We start from the raw sequence: 16,884 nt of genomic DNA, 5'->3' as shown, positions 1-16,884 counted from the left end.
GGGCGAGTAGACCTTCATCACCATAAGAGATCCCTCCTGCCCGGCCCCTGCCGGGGCCGGGCTCAGAGGTGTCCACCACTCGGGGACAGGTCCCGGTGACCCGCCTCGTGGAGCAGGCCGAGGCGATGGAGGGCCCGCGCCGATCCTTGCCGTCCTGACCCGCAGTCGGCCTATTCCGGCTGGCTGACGACGCCCTTGCAGGCCGGGGTGTTGTCGTTGACGCCCGGCTTGGCCGCCGCCTTGACGGTGTTGAAGTTGGCCACGTAGGCGTCGTGCGCGGCCGAGTCGTCGACCTTGAGCAGTGCCTCATCGTTCTCCCGCAGCGCCGGACCGCTGTAGTTGTGGCTGCCCGTCCAGAGGACCTTGTTCACCGCGCCGTCGTACTTGCCATCGATCAGCAGGTATTTGCTATGCACGATGCGGGCGGCGGTGGCGGGATTGTTGTCGTGGTCGTCGTAGTAGCAGATCGGCGAGAGACCGGAGACCGAGTGGAGCGTCTCCCAGGTGCCGGCGGATCCGCTGCTGTCCTTGCTGTCCGTGGACGTGTACACGAGTTCTACCGAGCATCCGGCCTTCTTCAGCTCGACCAGCTTGTCGGCCACACCCTGCCGGGTGAACTTGAACATGGCGACCCTGACCTTGGTGTGCTTGGTCGCGCCGTCCTGGGTGTAGGTGCAGGTGACGTTGTCGAGGGTGTTCCAGATGGTGTCGGTGGTGTTGCCGGTGCCCGGGTAGTACGGAAAGAAGTAGGCCTTGTACGGGCTCCAGGCACTGGAGGTGTAGCGCCAGTTCTCCCAGTCCTTGCCGACGAGGGCGGAGAAGTAGCCGCTGTAGGCATTGTGGATCCCGGTGTTGTAGGCGACGACATAGGCGTCGTTCCAGAACGCGCTGTACGCCGAGGGCGACATGTTGGAGGAGGTCTGCAGCACGACGTCCGATGCCCCGTCGACCTGCGAGAACAACCAGAACTTGTTGTGGTTGATGGACGCCCCGAACTCCGGACGGCCGAGGCAGGACTTGCCCTCGGGACACAGGGTGACGAAGGATCCCTGTGTGGTGTCGGTGCCAAGGGCGTCCCGCAGGATGCCGTAACTGACGTCGCTGGGACGGGAACTGACGGTGGATTCGTCCAGCACCATCTGCACGTGGACGCCTCGCTGGCGCGCGTCGGCGAGAGCCTGCGCCACCTCCTGGTCCCACAGGTGGTACAACGCGACCTTGATCGACGAATCCGCCGGGGCCGATCCGACGTACGCCAGGATCTTGGCGCGGATGGCGTTCTGCTCCGCCGTCGTTCCGATCGGGTTGTTGAAGATGGGGCCGGATTGTTCGACGGTGGCGGCCGGTGCTGCGCCGGTCTCGGCTCCCGCGGCCGTTGCCGGTGACAGCCCGACCATCAGCAGTGATGCAGCCGTAGCGATGGCCTCGGCTGCGATTCTCCCGCGTGCACCAGGACGCATGGGTCCCCTCCCGTGTTGGTGAGCACGCCGTCCTCACACCCTCGGGACGGCTGTTCATGACAGAGATCGCGGCTGCGCGACAGCCCTCACCGTACCCCTCGAAATCGCGCCCTTATTGCGGAGTTGACCTCGACCGCCCCCATTCGCACGCGTGCGGTCTGCCGCAGTTTTGTCAAGTTCACATCATCTTCGAGTAAACAGCGAGTATCTTGGCATGTCTACGTCGACATGTGGGGGGCTTGTGAGTGTGAGACGTAAAGCCGTCGCTCTGACGACGGTCAAGGTACTGCTGGTGGGGATGGCCTCGTCCGTCGTACTGGCACCCGTCGTGGCCATCGCTGCGGAGCGCCAGCCCAGCGTTCCGGGCCGTTCGACGGGGCAGGCGCTGTCGCAGCCCGTGGAGCCGGGCATGGCCAGGGCCCCGAAGGTGACTTGGCCGCGATCGCAGTCGGCGACGCTCGACGTCCCCGCGGTCGGCTCGGCGCCCCGGGCGATGATCACCAACGGGGCGTCAGGGGCGGAACCGGCCGACAATCCCTCCGTGGTGTCCATCGGCGCCGCGGCCACGGCGGTGCCGAAGAAGATCGTCGGACCCATCGACACCTCACCGGCCTCGGTCCGGGTGGAGGTCCTGGACCGCAAGGCCGTGGCGCCCGTGGGCGGCGTCGGCATGGGGCTGAAGGTGACGCGGAAGGACGGTGTTCCGTCCGTCGGTACCGTCAACGCGACCCTGGACTACTCGGGCTTCGCGCACGCCTACGGTGGCGACTTCGCCTCGCGTCTGCGCCTGGTCCAGTATCCGGCCTGTGCCGTGACCACCCCGCACAAGAAGGCGTGCGGCATGGCCCGGACCGTCCCGGGGCAGCGCAACGACGTGCGGTCCGGGAAGCTGACCGCGCCGGTGCAGGCGGCCCCGGACGCGGCGACGCCCCGCTCCCCAAAGCTCCCGGACGCGGTCACCGGCCGCTCCCTTGCGGTGGCTCCCGCGGTTTACGCGCTCGTCTCGGGTTCGTCGTCGGACGCGGGTGACTATCGCGCGACCGCGGTCAAACCGTCGGGCAAGTGGGACGTCGCCCTGTCCTCCGGCGCATTCACCTACTCCGTGCCCATCGAGGTGCCGCAGCCTCCCATGGGCATGGCGCCGGAGCTGTCCCTGTCGTACAACTCCCAGAGCGTGGACGGCCGCACCTCGGCCTCCAACAACCAGGCCTCATGGGTCGGTATGGGCTGGGACCTCAACGTGGGCGCCATCGAACGCCGGTACATCAACTGTGCCGACGACGGCCACAAGACCTTTGGTGACCTGTGCTGGGACTCGCCCAACTCCACCTCGGATCCCAACGGAGCCGTCTACACGATCCAGTTGGACGGTGTCACCTCGGAACTCATCCAGGACGGCACCGGCACCGGGTCATTCCGTGTCAAGGACGATCCCGGCTGGCGGGTGCAGAAGCTCAACGGCGGCTACGGGTCGGACAACACCGACGAGTACTGGGTCGTCACCAAGCAGGACGGCACCCGCTACTACTTCGGCTGGGGCCGTACCGAGCGCCTGAACCTGGACAACGTGCGGGAGAAGACCAATTCCGTGCTCACCGTCCCGGTCATCGGCGACGACGAGGGCGAGCCCTGCCACGCCTCCTACCCCGAGCCCTGCAAGCAGGCCTGGCGCTGGAGCCTCGACCGTGTCGTCACCTCCAACGAGGTGGAGAACTCCTACTTCTACAACAAGGAGACGAACCACTACCGTTCGGTCGCCGCGGCGGACAAGGCGCGCGGCTACGACGCCGGGTCCTACCTCTCCCGGATCGACTACGGCTGGTCCTCGCAGATCCCCGGCGCGCAGTTGCCCGCCATGATCGACTTCCAGCATGTCAACCGCTGTGTCGAGCGCATGACGGAGAAGGACCCGCTCAACAACGTCGCCCCCGACTGTCCCACCATCGACGCCAAGCCCGCGTCCTACCCGGACGTGCCCGTCGACCTGATCTGTGACGGCCCGGAGGACGGCGAGACCTGCGCCGGCAAGACGTACTACCCCACGTTCTTCCAGCGCGACATGCTGTGGGACATCACCGTCCACGTCCGCGACACCAACACCTCTGGCTGGGACCTGGTCAAGCAGTACCAGTTCAAGTACGCCCTGATGAACCCGTCGGGCTCGGTGGGCGACCAGCTCTGGCTGGACTACATCCAGCGCCGCGGCTACGCCGGGGATGACATCGACATGCCGACCATCAACTTCAACGGTGAGTGGCAGGACAACAAGGTCGGCAGCGGGGAGCTCAACTTCCGGCGCGTCAACAAGATCTTCACCGACGCCGGTTCCACCGTGACCGCCACGTACGGCCACGCCACCGACGAAGGCGGCACCGTCGACCGTACCTGCCCTGAAGGGGGTGCGCCCTCCGAGTCGGACAACCACTACGAGTGCTTCTGGCAGAAGTGGGTCCCGGAAGGCGCGGATGCCGAACGCACCGGCTGGTTCAAGAAGTTCGTCACCAAGCGCGTCCAGGTGGACCCGGGCAAGGCCAACGACGGCGCCCCGCCCATGATCACCGACTATGAGTACGACGGAGCCCCCGGCTGGCGCTACACCGACGACCCCCTGGTCGATGACGACGACGAGACGTGGTCGGACTGGCGCGGTTACGGCAAGGTGCTTGTCACGACGGGTGCCAACGAGAACAAGCACTCCACCTACCACTGGCTCTATCGCGGCCTGAACGGCGGCCGGACCTCCAAGACCGACGCCTCCAAGACCGCGAGCGTCAAGGTCGCCGACTCTGACGCGAAAGAGTGGACCGACAGCGCATGGCTGGCCGGACAGACCTTGGAGACCTCCAGCCGCGACCACAACGGTGACTCCCAGGAACGGGAGTGGCACGAGTACTGGGCCCACAACACGGCCCAGTACACGGGCCTGCCCGACGCCCGGATGGTGCGCGAGGACAAGGTCCGCACCCTGGAGAAGGTCACCAACTCCGCCGACGGCTCCGGCTGGCGCGAGCACATCGTCGAGACCGAGTACGACGACGCCGAGAAGGCATCCACCGTCTTCGGCCTGCCGATGCGCGTCGACGACTGGGGCGAGACCAACGTCTCGGACAACAGCTGCACCGAGTACGGACGCGCCTACAACACCGACGACCTGACCGACGCCGACGACGGCGCCAAGCGCTGGATGGTGTACCAGGACGACGAGCGCCACTACAGCGTCTCCTGCAGCACCGTGGCGGACGACGAGACCGCCGGCGCCCCCGCAGCCCACATGGACAAGCGGGTGACCACGTTCTACGACGGGGCCCTGTCCTTCGCCGAGAACGACAGAGCGCTGGTTGACGGCAACGTGACCGAGGTGCGCACGTACACCTCGGAGACCGCCTGGCACACCATGAGGGCCCAGTACGACGCGGCGGGCCGGCAGACCAGGACGTGGGACGGCAAGAACCAGGCCACCATGATCGCCTATAGGCCGCAGACCTCCTGGCCGGTGGACGGGATCACCACCACGACCCCCGACCCCGACGGTTCCGGCCCCGGCGTCCCCCTGACCACGACGCGCTACCTGTCGCGTTTCTGGGGCCAGGCGTGGAAGACGGTGGACGCCAACGGCAACACCACCCAGCTCGTCTACGACGCCGTGGGACGGCTGTCGAAGGTCTTCAAGCCCACCGAGACGGCGAACTATCCCGACGGAACGGCCTCGATGACCTTCGACTACCAGGTTCCGGTGGCATCGTCGGACACCGGTGTGCCGCGGGTGGCCACCGGCGACCCCGTGCGCACCACGACCCGCGTGCTGCAGTCGGGCACGACCTACCTGGCGTCCTACTCCTACAGTGACGGGCTCGGCCGCGAGCGCGAGACGCAGACCGTCGCCCCCGAAGGAACCGGACGGGACGTCCAGGTCACCCGCTACGACTCCTCGGGCAACGTGGCCGGCACCTCCGCCGTGTTCTACAACAGTGGGACCGCCGGCTCCGGTCTGGTCAACCCCGCCGTCGCCGCCATCCCCTCCTACACCGACCTCAAGAGCGACTGGGCGGGACGCACCATCCTCTCCCAGATCCAGGCCAAGGGCGTGGTCCAGGCTTCCGGCAAGACGGTCACCCAGTACCAGGGTGCCGACGAAGTGACCGTGTTCCCGCCGGTCGGCAGTCCGACCAAGACGGTCCGGGACGCCTTCGGCCTCACCAGCAAGGTGGTGGAGAACCTCGGTGCCCAGCAGTTCACCACCACATACGAGTACACCCGCAAGGGCCAGCTGAAGTACGTCCACGACGCGGCGGGCAACACCAGCCACTACGCCTACGACTGGGCCGGTGAGCGGGTCCTCAGCGAAGAACCGGACACCGGCAGGACCACCACCGGTTTCGACGCCAACGGGCAGATCCAGACCGTCACCGACCAGCGCAACATCACCCTCACCTACGACTACGACACCCTGAACCGCCCCACCACCGTCAAGCAGGGCGCAAGCGTGCTGACGGAGAAGAGCTACGACACCGCCGCTCAGGGCAAGGGCCTGCTCGCCACCGCGACGAGCTACGGCGCGGGCAAGCCGTACACGTCCAGGATCGACGGATACGACGTGCGCGGGCGGGCGACCGCCAAGACCTTCGTGATGCCCGACGACGGGTCCGGACTCGCGGACTCCTACCAGACGAAGTACCACTACGACCTGGCCGACCACGTCACCGCGGTGGACTACCCGGCGCTCGGCGGCCTGCCGGCCGAGACCGTCACCACGACCTACAAGGACGGACGGGCCACCAAGGTCGCCAGCCCGCTCGCCACGTACGTCGCCGACGTCGGCTACGACAACATCGGCCGTCTGACCTCACGGAGCCTGGGCACCACGGGGACCGACACCAGCGTCGTGCGCCGCTTCGGGTACGAGGACGCGAACGGCTCCGGCTGGCTGAAGAACATCACCACCGAGACCACCGCCGGCGGCGCCACGAAGACGGTCCAGAACGACAGCTACACCCGCAACAACGGTGGACAGGTCACCGCCCTGCGGGAAGGGACCGACAGCCAGCAACAGTGCTTCACCTACGACGAACTACGCAGGATCACCGGGGCCTGGACCACCGCCTCCACCACCTGCACCGGCACACCGACGTCGGACTTCGCCGGTCCCGACCCCTACCAGAGCAGCTACACGTACGACCGGATGGGCAACATCCAGTCCGTCACCGACAAGGCGTCCGCCTCGGCAGCCGCCGTCACGAGCGACTACAAGTACCCCGGCTACAGCGCCGACGAATCGACCTACACCCCCGACCAGGCCCGCCCGCACGCCGTCACCGGCGTGACGCGCAGCAACGGCGGCACCGACACCTACAGCTACAACGACGCCGGGCAGATGACCGGTCGCACCGTCGGCTCCGTCTCCTCCGTCCTGGACTGGGACGCGAGGGGGAACCTCACCAAGGTGACGCAGCAGAAGACGAGCGGGAACGAGGTCTCCACCTACGTCTACGACGCCGACGGCAACCCCGTCGTCCGCAACACACCGAAGGAGAAGGTCCTCTACCTGGAGGGAACCGAACTCCACCGCACCGACAAGACCCGCGCGACGCGGTACTACGCCGTGGACGGCAGCAGCGTCGCCATGCGCACCGCCACCGACTCCGACCCGAACGGCAAGCTCACCTGGCTGCTCTCCGACGGTCAGGCCTCCACGCAGCTGATGATCACAGCGGTCGGCGGCGTCCTGGTCCGACGGCGCACCACTCCCTTCGGCAAGCAGCGCGGGACCACGGCGAACCTGCCGGCTGAGACGGACCGCGGTTTCGTCGGCAAGGCGGAGGACGACAGCACCGGGCTGTCCCTGATGGGGGCACGCGTCTACGACCCGAGCCTCGGCCGGTTCCTCAGCACCGACCCGGTGACCACACCGGAGCAGCCCCAGACCCTCAACCTGTACAGCTACGCCCGCAACAACCCCGTCAACCTCACCGACTCGACCGGCCTGTACTCCTGGGACGACTTCACGGACGACGTCAAGAGCACCGGCAAGGCAGTCTTCGCCACCACGTGGGTGGCAGCGGTCGACACCGTGGGGCACGGCGTGGGCAACGGCCTGAAGATCGTGGACCGCCTGGTCGACGTGCCCGACCCGATCGCCAACTTCATCTTCGGGCCCCCAGACGACCCCAACGCCCTGCGCATCGGCTGGGAATGGGCCACCGACACCGGCCCACGCCACCGTGATCTGACGGGCAACAGCCGCTTCACCAAGACACTCAAGTCGCACGCGCATGTGAAGGCGACGCGAACCAAGATCGCTCAGGACCTGCGCTCCGGCAAATTGCAGGCCGGAGACTCCGGGTTCAACAACTACAGCCTGGGCGGTCCGATCTCGGACAGCATCGGCAAGCTCTACAGTGACTTCACCAGCAACCTCTCGGCAGCCTTCCTTGGCTCGTACAAGCTCAAGTACAAGGTGACCTCTATCGATAAGGCGGAGGGCACGGCCCGCGTCCGCTTCACCGTGAAGAACGAAAGTACGATCAACTCCGCCACCCACCTCGGCGGTATCGGCTACGGCACATGGTGGGCCAAGAACATCGGTGATCCGCTCGACAACGAGCTGTTCAAAAAGGGAGTGATGTCCAAGAGGACCCAGACGATCACCTGGACGGAGACCATCCACTACGGACCCTCCAGTTCCGGCGGGGGTGGCGGCCACGGAGGCGGCGGTGGCGGTGGCGGTGGCGGTGGCTACCTGTCCTGGGCAGTCACGCTTACCCTCTGGCTGTTCAGTTTCTTCTTCTAGCCCGGACAGCACCGACAGCAACGAGTGAGTGAAGGAGGACGAGACAGGTGTCCATGAGATGGACCGTCGCGGCGGTGGCGTGCACGACCCTGCTCGGGTCGGTCACCGGGTGCGCCGGCCAGGAGGAACGTCTGGCACCTGTTTCGTCCTCGGCCGTGATCGGCCACTGGAGGGGTGACTGCGGCGCCACGCTCGATGTGGCGAGGAACGGTCACTTCACGTTCGCCGAATTCCCGTCAGGTGAGGGACCACACGACGAGCGGCGGCTCAGCGGGAGCGGCCGGTGGTACCTGTATCGCGGAGGGAAGGGCGCCCCGCCCCCTTCCCTCGACCTGAAATACGACAGGACCCTCTTCTCGCTCCTTTTCACCCGATCGCCCGACGGTGCCCTCACCGGGATGCGGTTCGAGGAAGAGGATCACACCTGCTCGTTCACGCGGAAGGGATAGCAGCCGCCGACTCTCACCACCACCGACTCGCGTCGTGCCACGCGTGCCCGCGGGTCGGGACTTTCCGGCGCCGGGAGGGGCTTGTCCAGCAGGAAGGCCCGCAGGAGCGCGGTGCACAGGCGCAATGGCGTGCCCCGCGCCCAGGACACGGACCAGCCGCACGTCCGGCAGGGTCTGGCGGTACTCCTGAGTGACCTCGGCTTTGACGAAGTCGCACTGGCCGCGCAGGATCAGCGACGGGACGTGAACCGTGCGCAGCACGGGACGCGGGTCGGGGAGCTGTTCGAAGTCCTTGACGGTCATCTGGTTGCGGAATAGCCGACAGAGCCTCCCCAGCGTCCGTGCTCCCACCTCAGCCAGAAACGGGCATCACCTTACGAACCACGTCGGATGACGATGCGTCCACGTCTCGTCTTCCCTTCCAGTGAGTCAGGAGGAGTGCTTCTCGATCCGTCCTCGTCGGTCCGTTCGGACCAGACCGCCGGAGACGGGCGTGGTGCCCAGGCCGCTGTCACCGTCCTCGTGACGCAGTACCCAGTCGTCGAGGTCGAGGGCCACTTCCAGCGGTTCCCTGGCCATATAGGCGCGCAACCGACTCACCTCACCGGCGGCGTCGGCCCCTTCGGGACAGAGCAGTTCCCGGAAGACGGCCTCGGCCATCGCGAAGCGCACCCGCGCGGTATGCGCGGACACCTGCAGGACGTCGCCGACGAGCTGCCAGTCGGCACCGCCCATCCGCTCGAACACGGCCGCGGCCTCGAAGAACCGCTGTGCGGCCGCGAGCACTCGGGCTGCGTCGGCCAGTACGGTGCCCGGCGAACGGTTGGTGCCGTCGGGGTTCAGCTCCTGCTCACCGATCGGGACGGCTGCACGTGCGAGTTCGGCCAGTTCGCATGCCTCGTAGGCCATCACCAGCCTCGCTCGGGCCGCATCCGTGTACGGTGCAGTGGCTCCCGTGTCACCTTCGGTCATGTCAGTCAGCCTCAGCTCCCGACGATGGGGATGAGCAAGCACGGCTTCCCCGCAGGGTCAGCCGCGCAGGAAATACAGGACGGTCATGGTCACGGCGGTGGTCAGGAGGACGCCCCGCAGCAGCCAGGCGGGGAGGCGGCGAGCGAGATGGGCGCCTGCGAAGCCGCCGACCACGGCGCCGATCAGCATGGTCGTGAGAAGAGGCGGAGCACTCAGTGCGTCCGAGGCGACCAGGAACAGAGCGGTCGCGCTGAGATAGACGGCCGCGAGCTGCGCGATCCGCATCGGGTTGCTGACTGCTGCATCGAGGCCGAGGCCGATGCTCCACAGAGCCAGCATCATGATGCCTACGGCTCCACCGAAGTATCCGCCGTACACGGCGAGGAAGAACTGTCCGATCAGGACAGCTCGGGGACTCATGTGGACCGAGCGGCCCAGCGCACTGCTCAACAACTGGGAGAGGCGGCGTCCGCAGGCGAGGATCACCGTGGCAAAGGCTAGCAGCCATGGCGCCGCGGCGTCGAACGACGATGCCGGCAGTGCCAGTAGCAGGCCGGCACCGACTCCGCCACCGATCACGCTGATTGCGGTCAGTGCCTTCGTGGACGTCGCCCCGACCGGGGTGAGTTCACGTCGGTACACCCATGCGCTGGTCACGGCCCCGGGCACGAGGGCGATCCGCGACAATGTGTTTGCCGTCACCGGTGACAGGCCGAACGCGACGAGTGCGGGCAGCGCCACGAACGTGCCGCCGCCGCCCACGGCGTTCAGTACTCCGGCGGCAACACCGGCCAGCAGGACGAGAAATAGCTCGGACACACGCCGAGCATCGCTCCGTGACCAGCGGGCCCGCAATGCGTAATCGGTGTACTCAGCCTAAGGCTGAACCTTAGGCTAGGAGGGTGCGCTATGACTTGGACGACCTGCGGCTCTTTCTCCACATCGTGACGGAGGGGTCGATCACGGCGGGCGCTCACCGGATGCACCTGAGTCTGCCCTCGGCCAGCGCCAGGGTGCGCTCGCTGGAGCACCATGCCGGAGTGACGCTGCTGATCCGCGGCCGGCGGGGCGTGCGGCCCACGCCGGCGGGGACGACCCTGGCCCGCCACGCACGCGACGTGCTCGACCGGACCGCGCGGCTCGAAAGCGCCGTCGCGAGCTACACCCGGTCCCCGACCGCTCCGCTGACCCTGCTGGGGGGCGGCTCCGCGATGCACCGGCTCGTGCCACGGGCCCTGGTCTCGTTCCTCCGTGTGCACCCGGACGTCGACGTGACGGTGTCCGAGAGCCGCACTCCTTGGACCGTGCGGATGCTCGCCGACGGCGAGGCGGACCTGGGAGTCGTCCTCGACGACGAGGCCCGCGACTGCGGCCTGCGCATGGAGCCTCTCGGTGACGACTCCCTCGTCGTGATCGGCCAGGCCGGAGGGATCCTCGCCGGACGGACCGCGCTGACCTACAGCGAGGTCGCCGAACACCCTCTCGTCGGGCTCGACGCCAATTCCTCGCTGCGCCGCTGGATCGAGAAGCACCTTGGGCCGCACGCTCCGGTGGTGCGCTACCGCACCACCGTCGCCAACCTCGGCGTCCTCGTCACCCTCGTCGCCGCCGGTGCCGGGCTCGCCGTCGTACCGCGTCGCGCCGTCGACCCCCACCAGCCGCTCGACGTGTGCGAACTGCAGGACCCCTGGGCCCGCCGCCACCATCTGCTGGCCTGGGGCGTCAAGGACCGCACCTCGCCGGCCGCCGCGGCGCTGGCCGAACACCTCCGCCAGGCGGCACTGTCCGAGCCTTTCTCCCCCTCCGCACACCAAGACCCCGCCGGCCGGCGCCCCTTCCACGACGGCTGACCGGCGGGTCCGGGTCGAAGCCGGACCCGCTGCTCGGCCACGGCGAGCCGAAGCCGGCCGATGCCGCGGCGCTGCTGCCCGATCTGACCGGCATCGCTCCGTTCGCGGCCCGGACCACCGTTTCGGTGGGCCATCCGCCCGACTCGGTGGGTTTCCCGTGAGGGGCTGGCCGAGGGCTTGACTTCGCGCACTCCGGTACGACGTATGCGCGGCGACGGTGTCGGAGCCGGGCGGGGCCACTGGCAGCCGTGGCCGGCCGGTCTGGAACTGCCCGGCACGGGGGTACGCGGCACGGTGGTCTGGTTGCTGGTGGCGATCTCCGGCCTCGGTCTCGGCGCCCGTGGCGGCCCGGCACCGCAGGTACCGTGGCTGACGCGGGGCAGTGCTCAGCGGTGGGGCGGGTACGCGGATTCGCAGTACGCGGCCAGCCCTTCCGCGAACGCGGCCAGATGGTCGGCGGCGTAGTGGGTCGGCTCCCACGCGGCGGTGAGTGTCATCGTCAGCGGTGAGCCGTCCGGGCCGCGCAGGCGCAGCGGCTCGATGGCGTGTCGCTGGTCCTCCGAGGCCACGGCGACACCGTGTCCGGCAGCGGCCAGGGCCTGCGCGAGTGGCGGCGTCGTCGTCTCGAACACCTCTGAGTAGCCGAGGTTCGCTTCCTCCGCGGCGCGGTCCAGGATGCGGCGGGTGCCGTACTCGGCGACCGGCAGCAGAAGCAGCGGCTGGGCGAGAAGCTCAGCGAGGTCCACGGTCGTGCGGCCGGTGTCCCGGTGCCAGGGGTGGTCCTCGGGCGCGTACACCCACAGCGGTGGGTGGCCCACCGTCCGGGTGGTCAGGCCGCTGGGCGGGGGAGAGGAGGAGACCGCCATGTCGGCGCCGCGCGCCAGCGCCGCGTAGGGGGCCTCGCCGCGCGCCTCGACCGCGTCCGTGAGGGGGCCGTCGGGCCCGGCCGACGCACTGATGAAAGGCGCTCGCCGTGGCCCTCAGCCGCCGTACCCTCCTCGGAACCACCGCAGTTCTGGCTCCGGCGGCCCTCTCCGTCCCGGCGTGGGCCGCCCCACGCGCGCGGCAGCCGGCCGAGCGTACCGTCCTCACCGCCGATGAGCTCCGAGACGGCGACGCCACCGCGCCCGTCGACGACTCGGCCTTCGCCATGCCCAAGGGTGCCGCCCGGCCGCACCACACCTTCTCCGGCACGCTCACCCTCGCCGCCGAGGACGCCAGCGGCGACTGGACCGTCCTCAAGGACACCGCGGGGCTGACCTCGCAGGCCTCGTACGTGGCGGCGCTCAAGTCGCTGCCCCAGATGGACCTGACCTTCGTGCAGACCGGCAGCCACCTGGTGCCGGTCACACAGGGCCTGCAATGCACGGGGCACGCGGTGTGGAACGCGATCGTCGGTCCCGGCCGGATCTGGCACGAGGACGGGGACGCCGGCGCCGACCGTGCCGCCGTCCCGTTCGCGCTCTGCTACCGCCACTCCAACGACACCTTCAACGGCGTCATGACCTTCCTCTTCGACGGCGCCTGCGTCAGCGACGTCCGCTTCCAGATCACCCAGGAGATCTCGGTCTGGCTGAGCTTCGACCGCTGGGGGCGCCGCGCGGCCCGGTACAACGAGAAGCCGGTGGCGGACGCCGCACGGATCCGCGCCGCACACCTCGCCGAGGTCGCCCGCCGTATCCCGGAGAAACCCCTCGCCGCGCTCGCTGACACCCGCCCCGACGCCGGGATCGACACCTCCAACTTCGGTCGCGGCGTCACCGAGAGCGCCCTCAGCCTCCTCGGCGTCTACTACGACGGCGTCAACTACGTCGCCGAGACGAAGACCCGCTACGGCGTCCATGCCTTCCCAGAGTCGCTGCGTCTCGCCTCGTACTCGCTCGCCAAGACCTCCTTCGCGAACCTGGCCCGGCTGCGGCTGGCCCAGAAGTACGGCGAGGACGTCGGCAAGCTGCGGATCAAGGACTACGTTCCCGAGGCCGCCGCCTCGCAGGGCGACTGGTCGGCCGTCACCATCGACAACGCGCTCGACATGGCGACCGGCAACTACACGAGCGCCGGATACGAGACCGACGAGAACGGCACGCGCATGGACCAATTCATCGGTGCCGAGCCAGAAGCCACCAAGACCCGACTCGCCTTCGACTGGCCGCACTCCGCCGAGCCGGGCACGTACTGGAACTACCGCACCTCCGACACGTACATCGCCACCCTCGCGCTCACCGCCTACCTGAAGAGCAAGGAGGGCGGCGACGCCGACCTGTGGGAGTTCATGGACCGCGAGGTGTACCGGCCCGCCGGGCTCAGCGCGGGCTTCCGCGCCCAGTGCATGCGCACCGACAACAGCCCGAGCGGCCAACCGATCGGCGGCTACGGCCTGTTCTTCACACGCGACGACGCCGCGAAGATCTCCCGGTTCCTGAACGTGGACCTCGGCCGGGCAGACGGGCAACAGCTCCTGCACCGCGCCTCGCTGCGCGCGGCCCTGCAGCGCGACCCCGACGACCGGGGCCTGCCGTGCGCCTCCTCCGGCCTGAGCCACCTCCACTACAACCAGTGCACCTGGGCCGCCCACTACCAGGCGTCCAACCCGGCCTTCGCCCAGTACGGGTACGCGGACGGCACCGACTTCTGGGTGCCGTCGATGTCCGGCGTCAGCGGCAACGAGATCGTGATGCTGCCCAACGGCGCGACGTACTACTACTTCTCCGACGCCTTCCAGTACGTCTACGGCTGGCCCGTGTACGAGCTGCACAAGCTCCCGGCCGCCGAGCGCACTCCCGGCATCTGACGACTGTCAACTCCGTTATCTGTACCCTTCCTTGCTCGATTGGCTGGTGCTCCCCCGCATGTCCCGCCCACTGCCCCTGATCCTCGCCCAGGCGCCCGGCCGCCCGGCCGACGATCTCGCGGGCTTCGCCGCCGACGTGGAGCGGCGCGTGAAACTGCGCGCGCCGGGCGCCCTCGTCGTCTACCCCGAACTGCACCTGGGCGAGAGCGGCCCCGGCGTCGTGGCCGCCCCCGAGGAGGCCACCGAGCCCCTTGACGGAAAGCGGGACGCGGTCCTCGCCGAACTCGCGGGCGACCTGGACATCTGGCTGGTACCCGGCAGCCTCTACGAGCGCGGCACCGACGGCCGCGTCTACAACACGACGCCGGTCTACTCACCGCGGGGCGAACGCCTCGCCGCGTACCGCAAGATCTGCCCGTGGCGCCCGTACGAGACGACCACGCCCGGCAGCCGGTTCGAGGTCGTCGAGCTCCCCGGGGTCGGCCGGATCGGGCTCTCCATCTGCTACGACTCCTGGTTCCCGGAGATCTCCCGCCATCTGGCGTGGATGGGCGCCGAGTTGATGGTCAACGTGGTGCGCACCTCGACGAGCGATCGCGCGCAGGAGATCGTCCTCAACCGCGCCAACGCCATCGCGAACCAGGTCTTCGTCGCCAGTGTGAACTCCGCCGCTCCCTCGGGTGTCGGCCGCAGCCTCCTCATCGACCCGCAGGGCACGCTGCGCACCGAGACCGTCGACGACGGCGACTCCACCCTCACCGACGTGATCGACCTCGACGAGGTCAGCAACGTCCGCCGCTACGGCACCGCCGGGCTCAACCGGATCTGGGAACAGTTCCGCCCCGGCGACCCCGCCCTCGAACTTCCGCTGTACGGGGGCCGTATCGACCCCGCCACGTGGAACCCCGCCCACGCCACCGCCCACGCCACTGAGGAGCCCCCGCGATGAGTGAGAACAACACGAGAGTGCAGGGTGACCCGCGACTGAAGGGCGACCTCAGCCTCTTGTCCGTCATCCTGTTCGGCCTGGCCTACATCTCTCCGGGTATCGTCGTCACGATGTTCGGCGTGGTGGCCGCCACCAGCGGCGGCGTCGCCCCGACCGCGTTCGCCGTCGCCACCGCGGCGATGCTGCTGACCGGTCTGTCGTACGCGAAGATGGCGCGCGCCGTCCCGGGCTCCGGTTCCGTCTACACGTACGCTCGCAAGATGCTCGACAGCCGCATCGGCTTCCTGTCCGGCTGGGCGATGCTGCTCGACTACTTCTTCATCCCGATGGTCGGCTGGCTGATCACGGCGATCTACTTCAACGCGCAGTTCCCCGACGTGCCCAAGTGGGTGTGGCTGATCGTCTCGGTGGGCCTCACCACCGGCATCAACGTCTTCGGCATGAAGCTCGCGGACCGCGTCAACAAAGCCCTGATGTTCATCGCGGTCGGCTCGCTGATCCTCTTCGCCACGCTCTGTGTCGTCTTCCTCGGCAAGCACGGCTCCGCCGCCCCGGTCACCGACTCCGTCTGGAACTCCGGCACTTCCCTCGGTGCCGTCACCGCAGCCGCCGCCATCGCCGCCTACTCCTTCCTCGGTTTCGACGCCGTCTCCACGCTCGGCGAGGAGGCCAGGGGAGGGGCACAGACGATCGGGCGCGGCATCATCGGCTGCGTGGTCGCCGCGGGTGCGATCTTCGTCGTGCTGTCGTTCGTGATGCAACTGGTCCACCCGGGCGCGAAGTTCGCCGACGTGGACGCGGCCGCCTACCATCTGAAGGTCCAGGTCGGCGGCGAGACATACGCGGAGATCATCAACTTCGTCACCATCGCCGGGTCGATCGCCTCCTGTATCGCCCTGCAGGCATCTGCCGCCCGCCTCATGTACGTCATGGGTCGCGACGGCGTCCTGCCTAAAGCCGTCTTCGGCACGCTGTCGGCGAAGACCGGGACGCCGGTCCTCGGCCTGCTGCTTACCGCGGTCGCCGGTGTCATCGCGATGAAGCTGGACCTGACCACGGCCACCTCGTTCATCAACTTCGGCGCCTTCCTCGGCTTCGCCCTGGTGAACGTCTGCGTGATCGCGCATCTGGTCCGCGAGCGCGAGCAGGGCCGCAGCCCGAACCTCTTCTCGTACCTGGTGATGCCGCTGATCGGAGCCGGCGTCTCCGTCTACCTGCTCACCAAGCTCGGTGACGTCGCGCTGAGGATCGGCGGCGTGTGGTTGGCGATCGGCGTCGTCTACCTGGCCTGCCTCACGAAGGGCTTCCGGCGGCCCGCGCCGGAGATGACCTTCGACGACGGTACCGAGGAACCGGCACCGGATGCCGTCACCGTGTAACGCCGGCCCCGCTCCTGGAGTTGGATCACGACTGGCACCCCGCCCCCCGCTTACCGCCCTAGGTGCGCCCCAACGCCCATGTGTGTGGGCGGTTCGTGGGTCTTTGGATGGATATGGTGTCGCTTGATGGTGTGGCGGCGGGGCGGAATCTGCCGGTCCGCAATTGTTGATCTGGTGATGTGATCGGGTGAGCGAACGCAAGCCGCATCCCAGCGACTTATCGGACGAGCAGTGTCCTTGATCGAGC

At 68.3% G+C, this 16,884-nt stretch carries 9 protein-coding genes; 5 read left to right on the top strand and 4 right to left on the bottom strand.

Features of this window, described 5'->3' with window-relative positions; all coding sequences use genetic code 11:
• Positions 1-170: 170 nt before the first annotated feature.
• Positions 171-1,397 (bottom strand): phospholipase D-like domain-containing protein, encoded by a 1,227-nt coding sequence (locus tag ACIRFL_RS42030; RefSeq protein WP_404040518.1) that lies wholly within the window; start codon positions 1,395-1,397, stop codon positions 171-173.
• 310 nt (positions 1,398-1,707) lie between these two features.
• Here ACIRFL_RS42030 and ACIRFL_RS42025 point away from each other — a divergent pair, with 310 nt between their 5' ends.
• Positions 1,708-8,247 carry an RHS repeat-associated core domain-containing protein gene (locus ACIRFL_RS42025; RefSeq protein WP_404040515.1) on the top strand — a complete coding sequence of 2,180 codons (6,540 nt, stop codon included), beginning with the start codon at positions 1,708-1,710 and terminating at the stop codon, positions 8,245-8,247.
• Positions 8,248-9,125: 878 nt separating this feature from the next.
• Here the strand turns inward: ACIRFL_RS42025 and ACIRFL_RS42020 are convergent.
• Both ACIRFL_RS42020 and ACIRFL_RS42015 read right to left on the bottom strand, forming a co-directional pair.
• Positions 9,126-9,668 (bottom strand): hypothetical protein, encoded by a 543-nt coding sequence (locus tag ACIRFL_RS42020; protein WP_404040512.1) that lies wholly within the window; start codon positions 9,666-9,668, stop codon positions 9,126-9,128.
• A 57-nt stretch (positions 9,669-9,725) separates the two neighbouring features.
• Positions 9,726-10,487, bottom strand: a complete 762-nt coding sequence (locus ACIRFL_RS42015) for a sulfite exporter TauE/SafE family protein (protein WP_404040510.1) — start codon at positions 10,485-10,487, stop codon at positions 9,726-9,728.
• A gap of 83 nt (positions 10,488-10,570) precedes the next feature.
• Here ACIRFL_RS42015 and ACIRFL_RS42010 point away from each other — a divergent pair, with 83 nt between their 5' ends.
• Positions 10,571-11,518, top strand: a complete 948-nt coding sequence (locus ACIRFL_RS42010; RefSeq protein ID WP_404040507.1) for a LysR family transcriptional regulator — start codon at positions 10,571-10,573, stop codon at positions 11,516-11,518.
• A 386-nt stretch (positions 11,519-11,904) separates the two neighbouring features.
• On the opposite strand, the gene ACIRFL_RS42005 is transcribed toward ACIRFL_RS42010, so the two are convergent.
• Positions 11,905-12,477 (bottom strand): LysR substrate-binding domain-containing protein, encoded by a 573-nt coding sequence (locus tag ACIRFL_RS42005; protein WP_404040521.1) that lies wholly within the window; start codon positions 12,475-12,477, stop codon positions 11,905-11,907.
• A 14-nt stretch (positions 12,478-12,491) separates the two neighbouring features.
• Here ACIRFL_RS42005 and ACIRFL_RS42000 point away from each other — a divergent pair, with 14 nt between their 5' ends.
• From ACIRFL_RS42000 to ACIRFL_RS41990, 3 genes are read left to right on the top strand one after another with little or no spacing between them, the layout of a single operon-like run.
• Positions 12,492-14,309 (top strand): hypothetical protein, encoded by a 1,818-nt coding sequence (locus tag ACIRFL_RS42000; protein WP_404040504.1) that lies wholly within the window; start codon positions 12,492-12,494, stop codon positions 14,307-14,309.
• 58 nt (positions 14,310-14,367) lie between these two features.
• A complete protein-coding gene (locus ACIRFL_RS41995; RefSeq protein ID WP_404040501.1) occupies positions 14,368-15,258 on the top strand; it encodes a carbon-nitrogen hydrolase family protein in 891 nt (296 codons plus the stop codon).
• Complete coding sequence (locus ACIRFL_RS41990; RefSeq protein ID WP_404040498.1) at positions 15,255-16,637, top strand: APC family permease; 1,383 nt, start codon at positions 15,255-15,257, stop codon at positions 16,635-16,637. The genes ACIRFL_RS41995 and ACIRFL_RS41990 overlap by 4 nt, the downstream gene beginning before the upstream one ends.
• Positions 16,638-16,884 lie beyond the last annotated feature (247 nt).

Origin of the sequence: Streptomyces sp. NPDC102462 (assembly GCF_044765425.1) — a bacterium.
Classification (GTDB): domain Bacteria; phylum Actinomycetota; class Actinomycetes; order Streptomycetales; family Streptomycetaceae; genus Streptomyces.
The sequence above is the reverse complement of the archived record's forward strand: the minus strand, read 5'-3'. Positions and strand labels throughout refer to the sequence as shown.

Coding starts and splice junctions, on each gene's coding strand:
- ACIRFL_RS42030 (WP_404040518.1), bottom strand. CDS start 1,397: ATGGTCGGGCTGTCACCGGCAACGGCCGCGGGAGCCGAGACCGGCGCA.
- ACIRFL_RS42020 (WP_404040512.1), bottom strand. CDS start 9,668: ATGACCGAAGGTGACACGGGAGCCACTGCACCGTACACGGATGCGGCC.
- ACIRFL_RS41995 (WP_404040501.1), top strand. CDS start 14,368: ATGTCCCGCCCACTGCCCCTGATCCTCGCCCAGGCGCCCGGCCGCCCG.
- ACIRFL_RS41990 (WP_404040498.1), top strand. CDS start 15,255: ATGAGTGAGAACAACACGAGAGTGCAGGGTGACCCGCGACTGAAGGGC.